Annotated in this window: 18 protein-coding genes and 1 pseudogene; 11 read left to right on the top strand and 8 right to left on the bottom strand. The window is 67.9% G+C overall.

The genetic code is table 11. The features are described from left to right. Positions 1–272: 272 nt before the first annotated feature. The gene (locus LLH23_06510; protein MCE5238127.1) at positions 273–722 is read left to right on the top strand and encodes a transposase; all 450 of its coding nucleotides are present in this window, start codon (positions 273–275) and stop codon (positions 720–722) included. A 454-nt stretch (positions 723–1,176) separates the two neighbouring features. Here LLH23_06510 and LLH23_06505 read toward each other — a convergent pair whose 3' ends face one another. From LLH23_06505 to LLH23_06490, 4 genes are all read right to left on the bottom strand, one after another. Next, positions 1,177–2,487 carry a sulfatase-like hydrolase/transferase gene (locus LLH23_06505; protein MCE5238126.1) on the bottom strand — a complete coding sequence of 437 codons (1,311 nt, stop codon included), beginning with the start codon at positions 2,485–2,487 and terminating at the stop codon, positions 1,177–1,179. A gap of 147 nt (positions 2,488–2,634) precedes the next feature. Next, entirely contained in the window at positions 2,635–4,335 is a 1,701-nt protein-coding gene (locus LLH23_06500; protein MCE5238125.1) for a hypothetical protein, read from the bottom strand. 117 nt (positions 4,336–4,452) lie between these two features. Next, positions 4,453–5,349: a GRP family sugar transporter gene (locus LLH23_06495; protein MCE5238124.1), complete on the bottom strand. Its 897-nt coding sequence runs from the start codon at positions 5,347–5,349 to the stop codon at positions 4,453–4,455. 158 nt (positions 5,350–5,507) lie between these two features. After that, positions 5,508–6,317, bottom strand: coding sequence for a nucleotidyltransferase domain-containing protein (locus tag LLH23_06490; GenBank protein ID MCE5238123.1), 810 nt, complete (start codon positions 6,315–6,317; stop codon positions 5,508–5,510). 175 nt (positions 6,318–6,492) lie between these two features. Here LLH23_06490 and LLH23_06485 point away from each other — a divergent pair, with 175 nt between their 5' ends. From LLH23_06485 to LLH23_06475, 3 genes are all read left to right on the top strand, one after another. Next, positions 6,493–8,220, top strand: coding sequence for a carbon-nitrogen hydrolase family protein (locus LLH23_06485; protein ID MCE5238122.1), 1,728 nt, complete (start codon positions 6,493–6,495; stop codon positions 8,218–8,220). 405 nt (positions 8,221–8,625) lie between these two features. Beyond that, a complete protein-coding gene (locus LLH23_06480; GenBank protein ID MCE5238121.1) occupies positions 8,626–9,078 on the top strand; it encodes a YbhB/YbcL family Raf kinase inhibitor-like protein in 453 nt (150 codons plus the stop codon). A gap of 108 nt (positions 9,079–9,186) precedes the next feature. Then, on the top strand, positions 9,187–10,146 hold the full coding sequence (locus LLH23_06475) for a C-terminal binding protein (GenBank protein MCE5238120.1): 960 nt from the start codon (positions 9,187–9,189) through the stop codon (positions 10,144–10,146). Between the two features lie 190 nt (positions 10,147–10,336). Here the strand turns inward: LLH23_06475 and LLH23_06470 are convergent, their stop codons facing one another. The 4 genes from LLH23_06470 to LLH23_06455 form a co-directional block, all read right to left on the bottom strand. Then, complete coding sequence (locus LLH23_06470) at positions 10,337–11,635, bottom strand: phenylacetate--CoA ligase (GenBank protein MCE5238119.1); 1,299 nt, start codon at positions 11,633–11,635, stop codon at positions 10,337–10,339. A gap of 81 nt (positions 11,636–11,716) precedes the next feature. Beyond that, entirely contained in the window at positions 11,717–12,445 is a 729-nt protein-coding gene (locus LLH23_06465; protein ID MCE5238118.1) for an ABC transporter ATP-binding protein, read from the bottom strand. A gap of 119 nt (positions 12,446–12,564) precedes the next feature. After that, entirely contained in the window at positions 12,565–13,368 is an 804-nt protein-coding gene (locus LLH23_06460; protein ID MCE5238117.1) for an ABC transporter ATP-binding protein, read from the bottom strand. 19 nt (positions 13,369–13,387) lie between these two features. Continuing rightward, on the bottom strand, positions 13,388–14,383 hold the full coding sequence (locus LLH23_06455; protein ID MCE5238116.1) for a hypothetical protein: 996 nt from the start codon (positions 14,381–14,383) through the stop codon (positions 13,388–13,390). Between the two features lie 160 nt (positions 14,384–14,543). Between LLH23_06455 and LLH23_06450 the strand changes: the two are divergent. The 7 genes and pseudogenes from LLH23_06450 to LLH23_06420 form a co-directional block, all read left to right on the top strand. Then, positions 14,544–14,702: pseudogene (locus LLH23_06450) on the top strand (DUF4339 domain-containing protein). Positions 14,703–14,798: 96 nt separating this feature from the next. Further along, on the top strand, positions 14,799–15,026 hold the full coding sequence (locus tag LLH23_06445) for a TM2 domain-containing protein (GenBank protein ID MCE5238115.1): 228 nt from the start codon (positions 14,799–14,801) through the stop codon (positions 15,024–15,026). 56 nt (positions 15,027–15,082) lie between these two features. After that, the gene (locus LLH23_06440; protein ID MCE5238114.1) at positions 15,083–15,847 is read left to right on the top strand and encodes an amidohydrolase family protein; all 765 of its coding nucleotides are present in this window, start codon (positions 15,083–15,085) and stop codon (positions 15,845–15,847) included. Between the two features lie 92 nt (positions 15,848–15,939). Further along, positions 15,940–16,710, top strand: coding sequence for an amidohydrolase (locus LLH23_06435; GenBank protein ID MCE5238113.1), 771 nt, complete (start codon positions 15,940–15,942; stop codon positions 16,708–16,710). A gap of 118 nt (positions 16,711–16,828) precedes the next feature. Next, entirely contained in the window at positions 16,829–17,692 is an 864-nt protein-coding gene (locus LLH23_06430) for an amidohydrolase (GenBank protein MCE5238112.1), read from the top strand. A gap of 35 nt (positions 17,693–17,727) precedes the next feature. Beyond that, positions 17,728–18,057 (top strand): cupin domain-containing protein, encoded by a 330-nt coding sequence (locus tag LLH23_06425; protein MCE5238111.1) that lies wholly within the window; start codon positions 17,728–17,730, stop codon positions 18,055–18,057. Positions 18,058–18,183: 126 nt separating this feature from the next. Further along, a partial coding sequence (locus LLH23_06420) for a Gfo/Idh/MocA family oxidoreductase (protein ID MCE5238110.1) occupies positions 18,184–19,059 on the top strand: 876 nt, incomplete at its 3' end.

Raw genomic sequence — 19,059 nt, 5'->3', positions numbered from 1 at the left:
CCGCGACGGGGGCTTCCGCCCCCGCCTAGCTTGAGCCGCGCCACCGGCGCTCGGGTTGGGCGTGCGCGCGAGGGGGGTGCGGTGCACAACGGGGTGCCGTGTGGTGCGGTGTGTGGTGGGTGCTGTCTTGTCATGTCGTGTGTGTCGTACAGCGCCGGAGGCGCGGCTCATGCTAGGCGGGCGCGGTAGCGCCCGTCCTCCGGCGCGCCTTCTTCCCTCCTTCGGTGTGTCGTGAGCGCCGGAGGCGCGACTCTCCATACCGGGGGTTCGTCATGCCCGATTCCTACGTTGCTGTCTACCTCCACATCGTCTTTGGCGTCGGCCAAGAGAGCACTGAGTTGTACAAAGCCACCCGCGCCCCTCTGTACCGCTACATAGCCACACTGGTCGGGTCACGGCGCGGCACGCCCGTGCTCATCAATGGCACCCACGATCATGTCCACATCCTCGCCAGCCTGCCCAGGCAGCAGGCTGTCCAGGACTTCGTGCGCGACCTCAAGGCGAACTCGTCGCGGTGGCTACACGACACCTTCCCCGACATGCGGGGCTTCTCGTGGCAGAAGGGGTACGGGGCCTTCGGCGTGGGCGTGCGGGGGTTGGCCACAGTCCGTGCGTACATCGCGAACCAGGAGGCCCACCACCAGGAGCAGTCATTCCGCGACGAGGTGCGCCGCTTCCTGAGCGATCAGGGGATCGAGTTCGATGAGGCGCACTGGGGTTGAGTCGCGCCTCCGGCGTTCGGACGGGGCGGGTGCTGGGGAGGGGGGAGAGGATGGCGCGCGGTGACGGGGGCTTCCGCCCCCGCCTAGGTTGAGTCGCGCCTCCGGCGCTCGGGCGGACGGGTGTGGGGGGAAAGGGATGGCGCGCGGTGACGGGGGCTTCCGCCCCCGCCTAGCATGAGCCGCGCCTCCGGCGCTCGGGCGGACGCGGCACCCGCTATGCGTTGTGTCGCCGTGCGACGCTGCCGTGCAGCGCCGGAGGCGCGGCTCATGCTAGGCGGGCGCGGTAGCGCCCGTCCTGGCGGTGCCCCCACCCCCCTCCGTGTGTCGTGAGCGCCGGAGGCGCGACTCACTACCCTCCGCCGCGACTCGCCAGGCCGCCACAACCAACGAGGGGGCCGTCCTCCGACGGCCCCCTCGTACCATTTCTGCCTCGTGAACGCCCCCGCGGCGCGACCTACCGCTTGTGGTGGCGGGAACGCTTCCAGCGCCAGGGCTCGTAGAAGTCGTAGAGCCGATGGTACAGGTCCGCCGCCAGGATACTGTTCTCGGCGATCACGTTCCGCCGCTCCAGCGGGTCGGTCGGCAGATGGAACAGCTCGTTGGGGCGCTCCCCGCGGTGGTCTATGAACTTCCACCCCTCGTCGGTCACGACCCCCGCGTTGTAGTTGAAGGCTCCCAGGTACAGCTCGTCCCGGACGCGGTCCACGTCGCCGCGCAGCAGGGGCAGCAGATCGAGACCCTCGGGATTGACCGGCGCCTCGAGGCCCGCCGCCGACAGGAGGGTGGGGAGCAGGTCGAGGTTCTGTGTCAGCCCTGCCACCCGTCGGCCGGCGGCGAACTGCTTCGGCCACCGGAACATGCAGACGGTGTGCGACAGCTCCTCGTAGAGCGGGTAGTTGAACTTGCGGATCGAGCCGTGCTCGCCCAGCGGCACCCCGTGGTCCGACAGCAGCACCAGCAGCGTGTCCTCGGCCAGCCCCAGTTCGTCGAGCTTGTCCAGGATGTGGCCCACGTAGAAGTCGGTCTCGGTCGCGCAGGCGTTGGCGAGGGCGTGAACGTGTTCCAGGTCGCCCGGCTGCGTCCAGGACATGTCCGGCCCCATCGGCATCGGCAGGTACCGGCCCTCATAGCCCCGGGCCGGGCCGTACATGCTGCGGTAGGGCTCCGGGGCGTCCCATGGCTCATGCGGGTTGAAGCTGTCCACCCACAGGAAGAAGCGCTCGCTCTGGTGCTCCGTCAGCCATTCGCTGACGGCATCGGTCATCAGCTCCGGCAGGTACTTGCCGTACTTGCCCATGCAGTACTCGCGGTTGGCGCGGGTCTTGGGGTAGAACAGGTACTCCTTTTCGGGGAAGCCGGGCGGGAAGTAGGCATCGTCAGGCGGCAGGAGCGGCTGGTCGTCTATCGGCGCCAGGCACTTGCCCATGGGGAAGTGGACGAAGTCCACAAAGCCCCGCTCCATGTGGGCGCCGTTGTTGAAGGGCGTGTCGGAGAAGGCGGCGGTGCGGTAGCCGCCGTCGCGGAAGATCTCGGCGATGTGCTGGTCGCCGGGGTCGAGTTCCTTCCACGGGCGGTTGGTGAAGGTGTAGATGCCGCTGACGAGAGCGGTGCGGGCCGGGATGGTGTTGGGGAACTCCGCGTAGCAGCGTTCCAGCAGCACCCCCTGAGACGCCAGACGGTCAATGACGGGGGTCTGGACACAAGAGCCATAGCAGCCGACCTTGTCGGGCCGGAGGCTATCCAGGACGATCACGACGACGTTCACGACGGTTGCCTCATTTCACTTCGTTTGACGGCATGTTCGCGGTCAATGGCCGCTCGTACGGCAGTGGTTAGCGCTCGGGCGCCAACAGTTCGGCCGGCCAGACTGCGGCGGCGTCAGTTGCCGGCGAGGGTCAGACGCACCCCCGGTTCACTGGAGCTGGAAGCTGGTCACGATCTTGTCAGCCATCGGCCCCCAGCTATACCATTCGGACTCCGGCGCGCGAAACCAGATGGCGTAACCCATGCCGTCGCAGTTCACGAAGACGTCGAGCGTATGCATCATCTGGCCGTCCACCTCACGCACGAACTCCCAGCGCAGCCCATCGCGACCGCTGACGGACACCGGGGCCAGAGCAACGCGCTGATAGGGTCGCCCACCCTTCCGCCAGTTCGTCTCGGTCCGGAGCGGGTAGGCGTCCAGGGACTCGCTGGCTGGTTGCGGGGACCATTGCACTTTGCACTGGACTACGCCGCGCTGGTTCTTGAACTCCACGGTGCTCAGGTTCTGCTGTGACGTCCGCTCCGGCTCCCAGCCATCGGGTCGGAGTACCGTGAAACCATCGCCACCGTCGTATGGGACGAGCACGCCCACGTCGGTGTCGTCAGGCTCCGCCGGGGCGTCTGGGCCCACGCCTGTGTCCCCCTCAGCCGCCGTCTGTCGCAGGTCAGGCCCGTCCAGGGAGAGCAGGTCGCCCCCAGGCGAGACCATGGCCGCGTGGCCGTCGTTCGCCACGTACCACGCGCTGCCCTTGTGCCGGTAGGCGAGGTCCTGGCTCGGTACGCCCCAACCGTTCCAGCCACCGGAGTACTCAAACACCAGGGCGGAGCCCAGGGCCAGGTCGGCCGTTGGCGCGCCCTGTGTGTTCCGGTTCATCGCGTAGCCGGACTTGCTCTTGCGCAACGCCGGGCAGACCAGGATCTCGGCATTCATGGTGTAAGGGTAGATGGCCTCGCACCAGTTGCCCTCAATGGGCATCTTCCCATCGAAGTCCTGAGTGTATTGCAGTACTGCGAGGCCGATCTGCTTCGCGTTGGAGCTGCAGGCGAGGGTCTGCGCCTTCTCACGGGCCTCCTGGAACCTCGGGTACAGCCCGATGCCGGCGCCCACCAGAACGCAGGCGATGCCGACCGCCACGAACACACCTCGATGCTCCTGCGCGAAGCCCACAAACCCACCGAACGCCGTCGCGGCCGATGGGACGCCCTCAGTTGCGATGGCGTTGGGGGAGGAGAGCACTCCCCAGATACCCACCAGCACGGCAGCTATCGCGGCGCCGGTGTAGAGCTGGAAGCCCGCCCCCAGCGCACCGCTCAGGTCCACGAAACCAGCGCCACTACGCCCTACGTAGTCGGATATCTGCCACGCCGCGAGCGTCGCCAGCAGTCCTGACCCCAGCACACCGACGAAGCCGCTGCCGGCCGACCGATCGTGGCTAGTGCCAATGGCCCCGCTCAGCAGCCCGAGGGCCGCCAGCGCGGGGATGAACACGCCCAGAACGCGCACCCCTGCCATGTCCACGGCATCGTTGAGGTTGTTCGCCACCATCTCACAGATCTTGAGGTAGGTGGCTGCCACAACCGAGGCTTGCACCCAGACCATGAAGAGCGAGACGATCATCAGGGCCGCGGCGAGCCAGGCGAAGAGACGCTGCGCCTGGAGCTGTGGCCGCCGCGCCACCGGCGGGGCCGCCGCCGTCGGTTCTCCGCCGGGGGGGCCGGCGAGCGGAGTCGACACCAAGCTCTCCCCCACCGTGATGATCTTGTACCCCTGGTAACCGCACCCCGGACAGGCCTTCAGATCGTAGTCGTAACCCTCGCCGCACTTGGAGCACTGCTTGCTTGCTGCCATCGCTGCCACTTCCGTGATTATAGCTTCAGATGCTTGTCCAGTGTTGTTCTGCGTCTGCAGCGTCCATGGTCGCACCCCCGCGAGCCCCCACAGCGAGGATATCCCTCCGGCGACAGCTCACAGCCGCGCCAGCCCCAGTAGCGCCACCCCTGCTATGCCGGTCGCCAACCCCAGCAGCAACACCTTCCAGAACTTGCGCACGCTGACCTCATGGAACAGCAGGATACCACAGGCGACCGTGACAATGGTATTGAGATTCGTGAAAGGCCACGTGATGGCCAGGCCGATGCGGCGGATGGCCTCGGCCATGGTGACCGTGCCCAGCACCCACAGCACCCCGCACACGGCGGCCCAGCCGTGCTCACGCAGCGGCGTACGCCACCAGCCGCGCCAGTCGCGGTCCATGACCGCCAGGGCCAGGAGGGCCGTGGGCAGGATGCTCCAGCCTGTCACCGCCACCAGTGTGACCGTGTCCAGCCCGGCACGCTGGGCGGCCTTCAGCGGCACGGCGTAGGCAGCGAAGCACACCGCGGCGCCGATAGCGGCGCCTGTGCCCTTGAGGGTCAGGCAACTGCGACGGCAGTCGTTTTCCCCCGTGCGCCCGATGATGACCGCGGAGGCGACCACCAGCACCGACCCCACGAGCGCCTCCACCGGCCGGGTCTCACGCCATTCGGCGAACACGATCAGGCCGGCCAGCGTGCCCAGTACCGCCGTGGTGTTCTTGATCGGCGTCGACAGCGTCAGGCCCATCTCGGACACGGAGATGCTGTAGAGCAGCACGCCCAGGTACCACAGGGGACCGCAAGCGAGGGCCAGCCAGACACCGGGGCCGCGCGCGGGCAGCAGCGTGTGGTGCACCAGCAGGAGGGGGAGGGTCGTACTCAGGACAATGCCGAGGGTCATGCTGAGCACGAACGGGCGGTCGCCGAAGCCCGTGAGCTTGCGGGGCACCATGTACAGCCCAAAGAAAACAAGGGCCAGCGTCGCCAGCCCGTAACCGATCAGGTCCATGGGTTATCCAGTCTGGAGGGGTCTGTCCCCGGAGCGAGCGGCATTGCCGCCCGCTCCGGGGACAGACCCCGTCGGTGCCTCGTCGGCAGATCGTCTGTGGGGTCAGCCCCCTGCGGCCCGGCTGCGCCGAGCCTGCGGGGACAGACCCCCGCGCGTCCTCAGAGTACCTCGACCGCACCCTCGCAGAAGCGGCGGCAGCGCCGCAGCCATTCGACACGGTCCTGGAAGACCGAGCCATACAGGTACTCGGCCCAGAGCGAGGCGGCGAAGGCCTTGCCCGGGAAGCCGGGGGCCAGCAGGTTGAAGTCCCGGTAGACGGCGTTCTTCTTCAGACTCCGACCGCCTCGCGTCAGCGCCAGGGCCGTCATCACCCGCCCGGCCAGAAGTTTCCAGCGGTCCACCAGCTCGGGTCTGGGCTCCTGCGGCCCGGCGGCCAGGGTCTGCAGGTCATCATGCAACTGCCGTCGCACGACGCCCACGTACGCGACCGGCTCATGGACGCGGACGCCGAGGGCGGGGCTGGGGCCGAAGAGCGGCATGGCATACTGGACGAGATCGAAGGCGTAGAGCCACAGGTAGATCTCGCGTCGGGCGAGCGCCAGTGTGAACTGGGAAGGCTCGGCCCAGCGCGGCTGCGTGGCCAGAATGAGGCTGTCCACAAAGTGACAGTCTACCACGAACGGCTTCTGCACACCGGTGCCGGCTCCGAGGTGCAGCAGCGGCTCGCCACAGTGCTGCACCAGACGGCGCAGCGGCTGCGTGGCCCCCACCTCGGCCGCGGGCTTGTCGCCGAGGGTGTGCACTACCATCAGGTCCACGTCGCTGCCGCCCTGGCGGAAGTCGTCACGCGCCAATGAGCCAACGAGCGCCACTGACACGACCTGCGCCTGCTCGGCGAAAGCCGGGTGCTCGTGGAGGGAAGCAGACTGCTCGCGCAACAACCCGATCAGGCGAGTAGCGAGACTCATGAAGCCTCCGGGAGACAGCTTGGTGCCCCGGGCATGGGCGGAATTCGCCGGCCACGCGGCAGGACCTTCTCCCCGGGGCAAGGAAATTCACGCCGGGTCGTTTACGACCATCACCCCCTCGGAGGGTCGCCCCATGGGCCTCCGCCATCTGTTTCTGCTCTCAGGAGTTCTCGCCATGGCTGCTTCCGCCGCGCCCGCCAAGCGGATCGTCGTCCTGTCCTCCGTCTGCCTGCTCGATGGTAAGCAGTACCAGACAAGGGAGTACGTGCTCCAGGCCCTGCAGCAGGTCCCCAGGCGGACGGACCTGGTGGTGCTGCCGCACCTGCCGTTCCTTTCGGTGACGGAGCGAGGGGCGGCCCGGAGCCTGAAGCCCTTCGCCGAGTTCGCCGCCGGCCGCAAGACGTACCTGGCGGTGTCACTGGCCGAGCGGGCCGGCGGCAAGCTCTACTACACCTCGTTCCTGTTGGACCGGGGCGGGAAGCTCGTGGGCAAGTACCGCAAGACCCACCGCCTGGCCGATGACCCCGCTGACCTGGCTCTTGGCGACGAGCTGCCGGTGTTCGCCACCGACTTCGGCAAGGTCGGCCTGACCATCACGACCGACTTCGCCTTCTTCGAGCCCTATAGCGTGCTGGCGATGCAGGGCGCCGATGTGCTGGTGTGGCACGACGCCCCCGAGCGCGTGCGCGACTACAGCGGCCACGAGCCGCTGCTCATGGCCCGTTGCCTCGATAGCCACTGCCACATGGTGGCCGCGACGTACGCCGACCCGCGCACGTACATCACCAATAGCTGGGACATGGGCATGCCCGGGGCGGCGTGGGGGCGGAGCATGGTGCTCAACCGCGTCGGCTGCCCCATCGCCGACACGGGCTACGAGGACGGCGTGGCGACCGCGACCGTAGACCTGGACAAGCGCAAGGTGGAGGTCTACCAACCGGCGTACGAGGCGGAGAACATCTTCTTCGTCAACAACTACGGAGACCGGGCGGCGTTCGCGCCGGTGGCGCAGCCGTATGTGAAGCCAAAGCTGCCGGCCTACGCCAAGCGCACCTGCCGCCTGGCGGTCGCGTGGCTGCCGCGCCAGGACTCGTGGCAGCAGGGCAAGAAGCCGGAGCGGATGCTGGCGCTCATCGCAAAGGCCACGCCGCTGAAGCCGGACCTCGTGTTGCTGTCCGAGATGAGCACCAAGGTCGAGGATGCGACGACGCGGCAGGTCATGGGGGACGTCGCCGCGCTGGCGAAGCAACTGGGCGCGTACGTGGCCATCGGCGGCATCGGGGAGGGCGAGCAAGTCAGCTACCTGCGCGTGTGGGACCGGCAGGGGCAGGAGATCTACGCGCAGGCGCTGTACTGGCCGCGCGGCTACCCGGAGATCAAGGTGTTCGACACAGACTTCGGGCGCGTGGGGTCACACGAGTGCGGCGACCTGTACATCCCGGAGTTCGACCGCACGCTGACGCTGCTGGGCGCCGAGATCATCATTGACGCCAGCCAGATGTGGGGCGCGTCGGGCCGCACCAATGAGACGATGCTACGGGCGCGGGCCATTGACAACGGCGTGTGGCTCGCCTGCGCCCACTGGCCCACCTCCGACCCGTCGTTGCGCAGCCTCATCATTGACCCGTACGGGCAGGTCATGGCCGCCTCCACCTTCGCGGAGGAGGGCATCATCAGCTACGACATCCCCCTGGATCGGCCGCGGGTGTACTACTCGGGGCACAAGGCGCAGCAGGCCACGCCCGGCACGGCCGGTATCCCGTCATACTTCAGCGACAACATGCCCGACCAGCAGTGGGGCTGGCGCGACATGATGCTGGCCAACCGCCGGCCGGAGTTGTACGGCCTCCTGCCCACGTGCAATGAGGTGACGGCGCGGTACCGGGGGAAGGAGAGGCCGTGAACGGCGACGGCGGGAACAGTGAGGCGGGAACAGTGAGGCGGGAACACGGGAGCACGGGAGCACGGGAACACGGTAGGGCAGCCCCCTCTTGGGGGGGTAGTGCGGGCTTCCAGCCCGCCCCAGGTGGGGCCGTGTGGCCTTGGCGGGCTGGAAGCCCGCACTACCGGCCGAGGATCCGCACTACGAGACGACGGCCCGCACTACCGGCGGGGGGCGCGTGGGCGCGCGTGTCCCCACGCGCGCAACGGTGGCGGACACCCTCCGCACAGGGAGAGAGACACTGTGAAACCAACGCCCATCCTCTTGGCGTTCTGTCTACTCGGGGCCTGTGGCTGCCGGCAGCCCTCAGCGCCGGCCACCGCGCCCGAGCAGGCCACTCCGACGCAAGCCAAGGAGGGCTCCACCATGGGCTTCTCGCTCACGAGCACCGCCTTTGCCGATGGGCAAGCCATCCCCGCTCAACATACCGGCGACGGCGCCGACCAGTCGCCCCCGCTGGCGTGGACGGGTGTTCCGTCGGGCGCCGTCGAGCTGGCGCTGATCTGTGAGGACCCCGATGCGCCCACCGGCGACTTCGTCCACTGGGTAGTGTATGGCCTGCCGCCGACCACGACCGCCCTCAAGCAGGGGGTGAACCCCACGGAGCCGGGCTTCACACAGGGCCGCAACGACTTTGGCCAGGCGGGGTATCGCGGCCCCGCGCCGCCACCGGGGAAGGTGCACCATTATCGGTTCCGTCTGATGGCGCTGGACGCCAGGAGCGGCCTGGGCGCGAACGTGGACAAGAGACAGTTGCGCGCGGCGGCGAAAGGACATATCATCGCGGAGACGGAACTCGTCGGGACGTACCAACGCTAGAACTCAGAACCGGGACAGACACGATTCTCCACGAGACGTCTCGCTGAAGAGACGTGGTGTGGCGGAACGTGTCTGTCCCGATTCTTGCGAGTCAGGAGACAGAGAGTCATGCCCAAGGTTTTCATCACGGACTACACCATTGCCGAGGAGCTGGATGTCGAAGAGAGTATCCTGGCGCAGGCCGGCCTCAGCCTCGTCCGGGCGCAGACTACCACTGAAGACGAAGTGCTTGCTGCCGTCGCCGGCGTGGACCCCATCGCCATCATCACGCAGTGGGCCCCGGTCACCCCGGCGGTCATCGACGCATGCCCGAACCTCAAGGTCGTGTCCCGCAACGGCATCGGCGTGGACAACATTGACCTGGACTACTGCCGGCAGCGCGGGATCGCCGTCACCAACTCCCCCAAGTACTGCACCGACGAGGTCGCCGACCACGCCGCCGCGCTCATCCTGGCCCTCGTCCGCAAGCTGGTCTTCACCACCGACAAGGTGCGCGCGGGCGAATGGTCGAGTGACTACCTCGTGCCCGTCCGCCGCCTGAACCAACTGACCCTCGGCGTCATCGGCATGGGCGGCATCGGCCGCGCGGTCGTGCAGCGCACCCGCCCGTTCTTCAAGGAAGTCATCGGCTTCGATGCCTACGCCAGCGATGTAGCCGTAGACGGCCGGCCGGTCGAGTTGGTCTCTCTGGACGAGTTGCTCCAGCGGTCCGACGTCGTGGACCTGCACGTGCCGGGGACCGACGAGACCCACCACCTCATCAATGCTCGGACGCTGGGTCTGATGAAGCCGACGGCCTATCTGGTGAACACCTGCCGAGGTTCGGTCGTGGACACCGAGGCGCTCGTGGCGGCGCTGCAGGCGGGGGCCCTCGCCGGCGCCGGGCTGGATGTCCACGAGCAGGAACCGCTGCCCATGGACCACCCCCTCCGCAGCTTCCCGCACGTCATCCTCACGCCCCATGTCGCCTTCTACTCCGAGGAGGCAGTGGAGGACGTGCGCCGCGACACCTGCGTGAACATCGTCAACATCCTGGCCGGCGAGCCGCCGGTCAACCGGGTAGTGTAGAGGCGAAGGAGCGGGGGGGAGGAGGCTGTGGGGAACGGCAACGGCTGCCTACCGCCAACCCCTCCCTTCAGGGAGGGGTCGCTGCGCAGCAGCGGGGGTAGGGCGTCGTAGGGAACCGGCCACGGCTGCCTACCCCCTGCCCCCTCCGGAGACGCTGCGCGTCTCACAGGGAGGGGGAACGGTTGCGGCCCTAGACTTTCCGCTGGTCCACCACCCGCGGGTACTTGCCGGACTGGCCGCTGAGGCTGCGCGGTTCCAGCAGCGTTACCCGTAGGTCCACCCCCAACTCCTGCCGCAGGCGCTGGGCGATCGTGTCCCGCACGCGGAACACCCGCTCGCTGATGTCACTGGGCAGGCCCGCCAGCTCCAGCCGGACGTTGAGTTCGTCCAGCGCACCGGGGTGCTCCACGACGAGCTGGAAGTGCGGACTGACTTCGCGGAAGTCCGTCAGCACCCGCGCCACGTCGGCGGGGAACAGGTTCATGCCGTGGATGATGACCATGTCATCGGTGCGGCGGAAGACGCGGGACATGCGCGCGGTGGTCCGCCCGCACGGGCAGGGCCGCGTGTCCAGGGAAGCCAGGTCGCGCGAGCGGTAGCGGATGAGCGGCAGCGCCTCCTTGGTCAGGGTGGTGAAGACCAGCTCCCCTTCGCAGCCCTCGGGCACCGGCTCGCCGGTGTCGGGGTCCAGCACCTCGACCAGGTAGTGATCCTCCGCCAGGTGCAGGCCATTGCGCTCGGGGCACTCTCCGGCCACCCCGGGGCCGCCCATCTCCGCCAGGCCGTAGATGTCGTACGCGCGGATGTACAGGCGCTGCTCGATCTCCGCGCGCCGCTCCTCGCTCCACGGCTCCGCCCCGAACAGGCCCACCCGCAAGCTGAGCGAGTTCGCCTCGATCCCCATCTGCTCCATCGCGCCCGCGATGGCGAGGGCGTAGCTGGGCATGCCCACCAGCGCGGTGCTACGGAAATCCTGCATGATCTTCACCTGCTGGGGCAGCTCGGCCTCGGACACGGGCAAGACCGAGGCCCCGATGGCCTCGGCGCCCTGGTGCAGGCCGAAGCCGCCCGAGAAGAGCCCGTAGCCGAAGAAGATCTGCACGACGTCCTCGCGCGTGATCTCCCCGGCCGCGAAGTTGCGCGCCACCAGCTCCGTCCAGTGCTTCAGGTCGTTGGCGGTGTAGGCGATGACGGTCGGGGAGCCGGTGCTGCCCGACGACAGGTGGAACCGCACAACCTCGCGCAGCGGCACGGCCACCAGGTCGTACGGGTAGGCCTGGCGCAGGTCGGCCTTGGTCGTGAAGGGCAGGGCGCGGAGGTCGTCGAGGCTCTGGAGCCCCTCGGGCTCGATGCCCAGGTCATCCAGCCGGCGCCGGTAGAAGGGGACGTTCTTGTAGCAGCGGTTGACGGTGGCCTGCAGCCGCTCGAGCTGGAGTTGCAGCAGCTCCTCGCGGTTCATGCTCTCATAGCGCGGGTTGTAGATGGCCATGGCGGGACCTCGGGACCCGGGAATCGGGAAGCGACAAGTGCCGCGTGGGCGCGCGTGTCCTCACGCGCGCCCACGCGGGGCCTAGACCTCTTCGTAGTCCTTCCCCAGATACGCCCGGCGGACGTCCTTGTTGCGCATGAGTTCCTCGGCCGACCCCTCCAGGACCAGCTTGCCGGTCTCCATGACATAGCCGCGGTCGGCGATGCGGAGCGCGGCACGCGCGTTCTGCTCGACGAGGAGGATCGTGGTCCCCTCCTCGCGCAGGCGCACGATCGTCTGCATGATCTGGCGGGAGACCAGCGGGGCGAGGCCGAGGCAGGGCTCATCCAGCAGCAGCAGCCGCGGGCGGGCCATGAGCGCCCGGCCCATCGCCAGCATCTGCTGCTGGCCGCCCGAGAGGCTGCCGGCGCGGCGCAGGCGGCTGTCACGCAGCGGCGGGAACAGCTCGAAGATGCGCTCCAGGTCGGACTGCAGTTCGCGCGTCGGCATCCGGCGCAGGCGCGTGTACGCCCCGAGCAGCAGGTTATCCTGCACCGACAGCGGGCCGAACACCTGTCGCCCCTCGGGCACCTGGGTGATGCCCAGCCGCACCAGACGCTCGGGGCTGTGCCCCGCGATCCTCTGGCCGGCGAAAGTCAGGGTGCCGCTGGCGGGGCGCAGCAGACCACTGATGGCCCGCAGGGCCGTCGTCTTCCCCGCGCCGTTGGCCCCCAGCAGCGCCACGACCTCACCCTCGTTGACGTGCAGCGACACGCCCTTGAGCACGTGCAGGCGCCCGTAGTAGACGTTGAGGCCGGATAAGGTGAGCAGCAGGCTGTTGGTCATGGCGTGTAGCGGCGCGATTCATCGCGCCCATGTCCGTCGCGTACCCATACGGCTCCGCGAGGCCATCTCGGGTACGTGTCCCTCCGGCGCGATGAATCGCGCCGCTACTCCTCGTCGCCCAGGTACGCGGCAACCACCTGGGGGTTGGCCTGGATGGCCCGGGGCTCGTCCACCACCAGCAGCTTGCCCTGGTCCAGTACGGCCACGAGGCTGCAGACATCCATCACCAGGCTCATGTCATGCTCGATCAGCACCGTGGTCAGCCCGGTGGCGGCGATGCGGCCGATCAGCTCGCCCAACACTTCCGTCTCGTGAGTCGTGAGGCCCGCGGCCGGCTCATCGAGCAGCAGCAGGCACGGCCGGGCCGCGAGCGCCCGGGCGATCTCCACCAGTCGCTGCTGCCCCGGCGGCAGAGCCGCCGCCTGGTCGGCGGCATGGTCGGACAGGCCCACGAACTGCAGTACCTCATCGGCCTGCTCGCGCAGCCGCCGCTCCTCGCGCTGCAGGGCGGGCAGGTGCAGCAGCGCCGACACGACGCCCTGGGAACCGTGCCGGTGGCATCCCACCAGCACGTTCTCCAGTACGGTCATGCCGCCGAAGACCTGCAGGTTCTGGAAGGTGCGGGCCACGCCCCGGGCAGCGATGGCGTGCTGAGGCAGGCCGGTCAGGCGCTTGCCGTCCAGCAGGATCTCTCCCGCCGTCGCCGCGTACAGGCCGGAGACGACATTGAACAGCGTCGTCTTCCCGGCGCCATTGGGCCCGATCAGGCCGAAGACATGCGCCGGGGGCACCCCGAGGGTCACATCATCCACCGCGCGCAGGCCGCCGAACGTCTTGGTCAGGTGGCGCAGCTCCAGCAGCGGGGCGCGCTCAGTCTCGGCGGCCGGTTGTCGCATGGTGGCGGTCATGGCCCTGGTCTCCGGGGCGTCACAGCGCTTCCCACAGCCTGAAGTCTTCCTCGTCCAGCACTCCCAGGTGGAAGAGCGCCACCCCGTCTGCCCCCAGCTCGACGACCCGCTGGGCCTGGGCCAGGAGTTGCTCGGGCGTGTTCCCCCCGGCGCTACTGCGGCGCGCCAGGCCCTCCAGCACCTCGACCCGTGTCTGGCGCAGCAGCCGCTGGTTCTCCTGGAAGCGGTGCTCCACGGTCGCCAGGTCGGTGGCATAGTTCATCGGCGAGACGGCATCCACCAGGCCCTCCTCACACCAACGCGGCCAGTCCTGGCCCTCGATCAGGGCGCGGTTGAAGACCTGGACGCGAACCGCGACGGTGAGGCGCATGTCGTGCTGGGTCGTCAGACGCCGCAGGGCCCGCAGCACCTCCTCGACATGCTGGCCGCGCTGCTGGATGCGCTTGAAGATGAAGGCGGGGTGTTGGCGGTCGTAGGTGGTGGCCTCACGGCCCAGCAGCTCCAGACGCTCGGTCTGGCACAGCGGGCAGTCGCAATGGAAGTACGTGTCCAGCCACTTGCGCCCGTCCTCCCACTCCAGGTTCACGCCGAAGATCGGGTTGTTGGCGAAGTAGTAGCGCATGAAGTCCAGGTGCAGGGCCGGCGGCTGCAGGGCGTCCAGAAGCTGGGTGGCCCGATGGGCCGCCAGCATCCGGTTCTCGGGCCACGCCGGGCACAGCCCGCGGTACTTGAGCTCGCCGTCCTGCAGATACGTGTAGCGCCGCCGCAGCATCTCGGGGGTGGGGTCGGGGGGCTCGGAGAAGGGCAGGAAGCCGAGCTGGCAATCGAGGCCCTCGTCGTGGCAGCGGGCGACGAACGCGCGCCACGGTGCGGTGTTGCGCAACACGTCCCCCTCATCGGCCATGCAGTACAGGCCGGTGGCGCGCAGGCGCTTCAGCCGCGCCACGATGTCCGCCACGTACTCGGGGCGCGCCAGTTGCACTGCATCGGGATAGAACCAGGTGTAGATCCTCATCGGTGCTCTCTGCCGCGCACGATGTCCGGTGACCTTCCGCGCTGGGCGATCCCCCGTCATGCACCCCATATTCCCCGCACAAAGCCACGGACCTGCAGGAGGTGTTCTGTGCGGGACAGGGAAAAGCAAACTCGATCACCGAGTGCTGGAGGGACGGAAGATGGCAAACTGGTACCTACTGCGCAACGGCGTCGCGAACGGCCCCTACCCCGAGGAGCAGGTGCGAGAGTGGATCCGGGCGGGTCAGGTCGCGCCGGATGAGAAGCTCAACCGCGAGGGCGACCCGAACTGGCTGTCCCTGGACATGATCCCGGAGTTCGCGGCGGACAAGCCCGCCGCCGGCAGCGTGCCCTTCGTCACCCCGACGCCCGGCTATGGCGCGGCGACCCCCGGCGCCGCGGCGCCCAAGGACAAGATGGTGGCCGGCATCCTGGCGATCCTGCTGGGTACGCTCGGCATCCACCATTTCTACCTGGGCAACACCAAGCTGGCGCTGATCTACCTGCTGGTCAGCATCCTCAGTTGCGGCATCCTCAGCCCCTTCGTCGCCATCGCGGGCATCGTGGATGGCATCATGTACCTGACCAAGCCTGAAGATGTCTTCCAGCGCAACTACCTGAACTGGTTCTGCGGGGGCGCCTGAGATCGGTCATTCGCCCGACCTCGTCCGCTGCCTCTGTTTGGGCCAGGAGTCCACCCATGGTTATTGACGCCCACGCGCACGTGAGCTGGCCGTCCGACTTCAGCCTCAGCTTCACCGAAACCCGCGACGCCGCCCAGATTGAACTGGGGGACCGCCTGGGCATTGATGTCTTCGTCTGTTCCTGCCTGGCCCCGCGGCCCTCGACGCCCGAGACCTTCCGCACCGCCAATGATCGCCTCATCGCGGCCATGCGCGAGTTCCCCGGGCGCATCTGGGGCTACTGCTATGTGAACCCCGGCTACACCCCCGAGGCCCTCGCAGAAATCGAGCGCTGCCTGCAGATCGAGGACATGGTGGGCGTGAAGCTGTATAACGAGTACTTCTTCGACGACCCGGTGCTGCGGCCGATCATCGAGAAGTGCCTCGAGCTGGACTGCGTCATCCTCGAGCACCAGGGCCATTGCACCGACGCCATGGCCAGCCAGCCGTACATCTCCGACGCGGGCCACCTGAGCCGCATGGCCAACGCCTACCCCGAGGCCAAGATCATCCTCGGGCACATCTGCGGCGGTGGGGACTGGGAGTGGACCGTCAAGCAGGCGGCCACGGCTCCGTCGCTGCATTGCGACACCAGCGGCAGCGTCGTGGACGAGGGCGCCATCGAGTTGGCGGTGCGGGAGGTCGGGGCCGATCGCCTCGTCTTCGCCTGCGACGGCAGCCTGAGCGCCGGGGTGGGGAAGATCAAAGCGGCGCAGATCAGCGAGGACGACAGGGCCAAGATCTGGAGCGGGAACTACCTGAGGTTAGTGGGAAGGAGCTAGTGATGAACGATGAATGATGAGTGATGAATGGGAGTAGACACCGTGTCATCGCGCATCCATCATTCCGCATTCATCATCCATCATTCACGGCCATGCGCATCATAGACACGCACGTTCATTTCACCAGCGGCTACGACAACCCCGACGGGCCCTCCACCGAGGAAGCCGTGTTTGCTGCGGCCGACCGCTTCGGGATGGACACCCTCGTGTGCATGGTGATGACCCCCAAGCCCGCCACGCCCGAGCTGTTCCGCCGGGCCAATGACCGCACCATTGATCTCATGGAGCGTCGCGGCGACCGCATCTGGGGCTGGGCCTATGTGAACCCCGGGTACTGCCGGGAGGCCCTCGCCGAGATCGAGCGCTGCCGCCAGCACCCGAACTTCGTGGGCATCAAGCTCTTCGATGACTACACGCTGACCAACCCGGTCAACTTCCCGGTCATCGAGCGCTGCATCGAGCTGGGCTGGGGGATCGTGAACAACCAGCAGCGGGTGACGTCGCAGGTGGCCAACTGGCCGGCGAATCGGACGAGCTCGGGGCACATCGCCGAGGTCTCGCGCCGCTACCCGGAGGCCAAGCTGATCGCCGACCATGTCGGCGGCGGGGGCGACTGGGAGTGGTGCTGCAAGACGCTGGCCGACGCCCCGGGGGTGCACCTGGAGATCAGCGGCAGCGTCTACGATGAGGGCATGATGGAGCTGGCCCTGCGCACGGTCGGCGTGGACCGCCTGCTGTTTGCGACGGACAGCAGCATCGCCAGTTCGGTCGGCAAGCTGCAGGCGCTGGGGCGGCTGGTGTCGCTGGCCGAACTCGAGCAGGTCGCCTCGGGGAACTTCCTGCGACTGGTGGGGAGAGCGTAGGGGCGCGATCTATCGCGCCCACATGGTTGGGGCGAAGGCTAGGGCGCGATTTATCGCGCCCACATGGTTGGGGCGAAGGCTAGGGCGCGATGAATCGCGCCACTACAGGACACGCACTATGCATCTGATTGACACCAATGCCTATCTGGGTCACTTCGCCGCGCGGCGGCTGCACTACAACACGCCTGAGGGGCTGCTGGCGCTGATGGACCGCGCCGGCATCGCGCAGGCCTGCGTGTCGTCCGCCAGCGCCATCTGCTACCGGAACTGCCACGCGGGGAATGAGGAGATGTGGGAGGCGCTCAACGGCGTCCTCACCCCTACCCCTCTCCCTCGCTCCGCTGCGCTTCGCTCCGGAGAGGGGAACGACAGCGGCGGCGGGGTACAAGCCCCCGCCCTACAGCGGCTCATTCCCTTCGCCGTCATCAACCCGGCCTATGCGGCGTGGGAGAAGGACTTGCAGTGGTGCCGCGAGACGATGGGGGCGCCGGGGGTGCGCATCTACCCGTCGTGGCACAACTACAAGCTCAGCGATGGCTGCTGCCACGCGTTGGCCGAGGCCGCGGCAGAACTGGGCATGGTCGTCAGCATCCCCCAGCGCGTCGAGGACTACCGGCAGCGTCACTGGCTGCTGGACACGCCGGACGTGAACCTCAATGAGGTGGCGGCGCTGACGGCGGCGCACCCGAACACGAAGTTCCTGGTCAGCAACGCCGCCGGTGTCGGCGGGAGCGACCTGGTTACGAAGCGGGATGGCCTCCCGGCCAACACCTGGGTGGACATGTGCCGCCCGGATGTGGTGTATACGAAGGAGCTGGAGCGGCTGGTCGAGGCCCTCGGCGCCGACCGCATCGTCTTCGGTAGCTGCATCCCGTTCTGCTACCCCGAGCCCGCGATCATCCGCATGGAGGTCCTGCGGGATCTGGGCTATGACGTCGAGAAGATCGGCGCGGGCAACGCCGCCCAGTTGCTGGGTCTCTAGGCGGGCCTACGGGCATATTGAGAAGAAGGTACGCCATGCTGAGCACCAACGAGAGCTCCGTCGAGCCGCGCCCTTTCCCCGACCGCTGGAGCAAGGACCTCATCGGCACTGAGGCCATCCCGACGACCTCGGGGTTCAACCTCGGTCGGGCCTGCTACACCGCCACGGAGTTCGGCACGCCGCAGGTCCATGCCGACCAGGAGGCCGTGTTCGTCATCTCCGGGGTAGGGGAGATCAAGGTGGGCGGCGAAGTCATCCCGCTGGAACCCGGCGTGGCGGTCTACGTCGGTCGCGGTGTGGAGCACTGTGCTCGCCGCACGACGGACGAGCCGGTGCAGGTCGTGTACTGTCACGGGGCGGTGTGATCTGGCGGGCCACCCGTCGTCGGGGGTTGAAACCCCCGCCCGTCAGAACCGTCCCTCCGGGACGGACCACCGCCGTTACTCTCAACTCCGAACTCCCAACTCTCAACTCACAGGAAGTGTCTCCACATGCTACGCATCGGTCTCGTCTCCGCCGGCAGCTACGGCCCCATCTACAAGGACCCGCAAGCCCCCCGGACGCCCGGCTCCTTCCATGGCACCGCCTTCGCCTGCACCTACAACGGGTTCGACGATGGGAAGCGCCAGCAACTCTATGCCGAGCACAAGTACACCTTCGCCGCCGCCACCAAGCGCATCCCCGGCTGCCAGGTCACCAAGGTCTGGGACCCGCTGCGCAACACCGCCGAGATGCTCGCCGAGGTGTGCAGCATCCCCGAAGTCACCGACACGCCCGAAGCCTGCTGTGATGACGTGGATGCTGTCGTCATCGTGGATGACGGCACCGCCAGGCAGTACGAGTACGCCTTCTACCCGCTGCGGAACGGCACGCCGACCTTCTGCGACAAGCCCCTCTCGATGACGACGAAGGAGGCGCTGGCGGTCCAGAAGGTCGTGGACGAGACGGGCAGCAAGTTCATGTGCTCCAGCTCGCTGCGCTTCGTCCCCGACATCGTGAACACGAAGCAGGAAGTTGCAGAGGGCAAGTGGGGCGACGTGTGGGTAGCGACCTCGAGCTGCGGCAACGATCTGGTCTACTACGGCATCCACGCGCTGTCGATGGCCTATGGCGTGTTCGGCGACCGGGCGGTGTCGGTGATGAACGTCGGCCAGGAAGGGCGCAATCTAGCCCGCGTGCGCTTCGACAGCGGGCGCGACTGCGTCCTCATCGTCGGCGAGCAGCCGTGGATGAGCGCCGGCTGGCAGTTCAACCTGTACGGTCAGAAGGGCTGGAAGCCCATGACGCCCGACCTGACCGACCTGTACACGTACCTGCAGCAGGCGTTCGTGGACTACGTGGTCGAGGACAAGCAGACCGTGCCGATC

The organism is bacterium (assembly GCA_021372615.1).
Lineage (GTDB): Bacteria > Armatimonadota > Zipacnadia > Zipacnadales > UBA11051 > JAJFUB01.
Note: the sequence above shows the minus strand (reverse complement) of the source record. Positions and strands in the feature narration are given on the sequence as shown.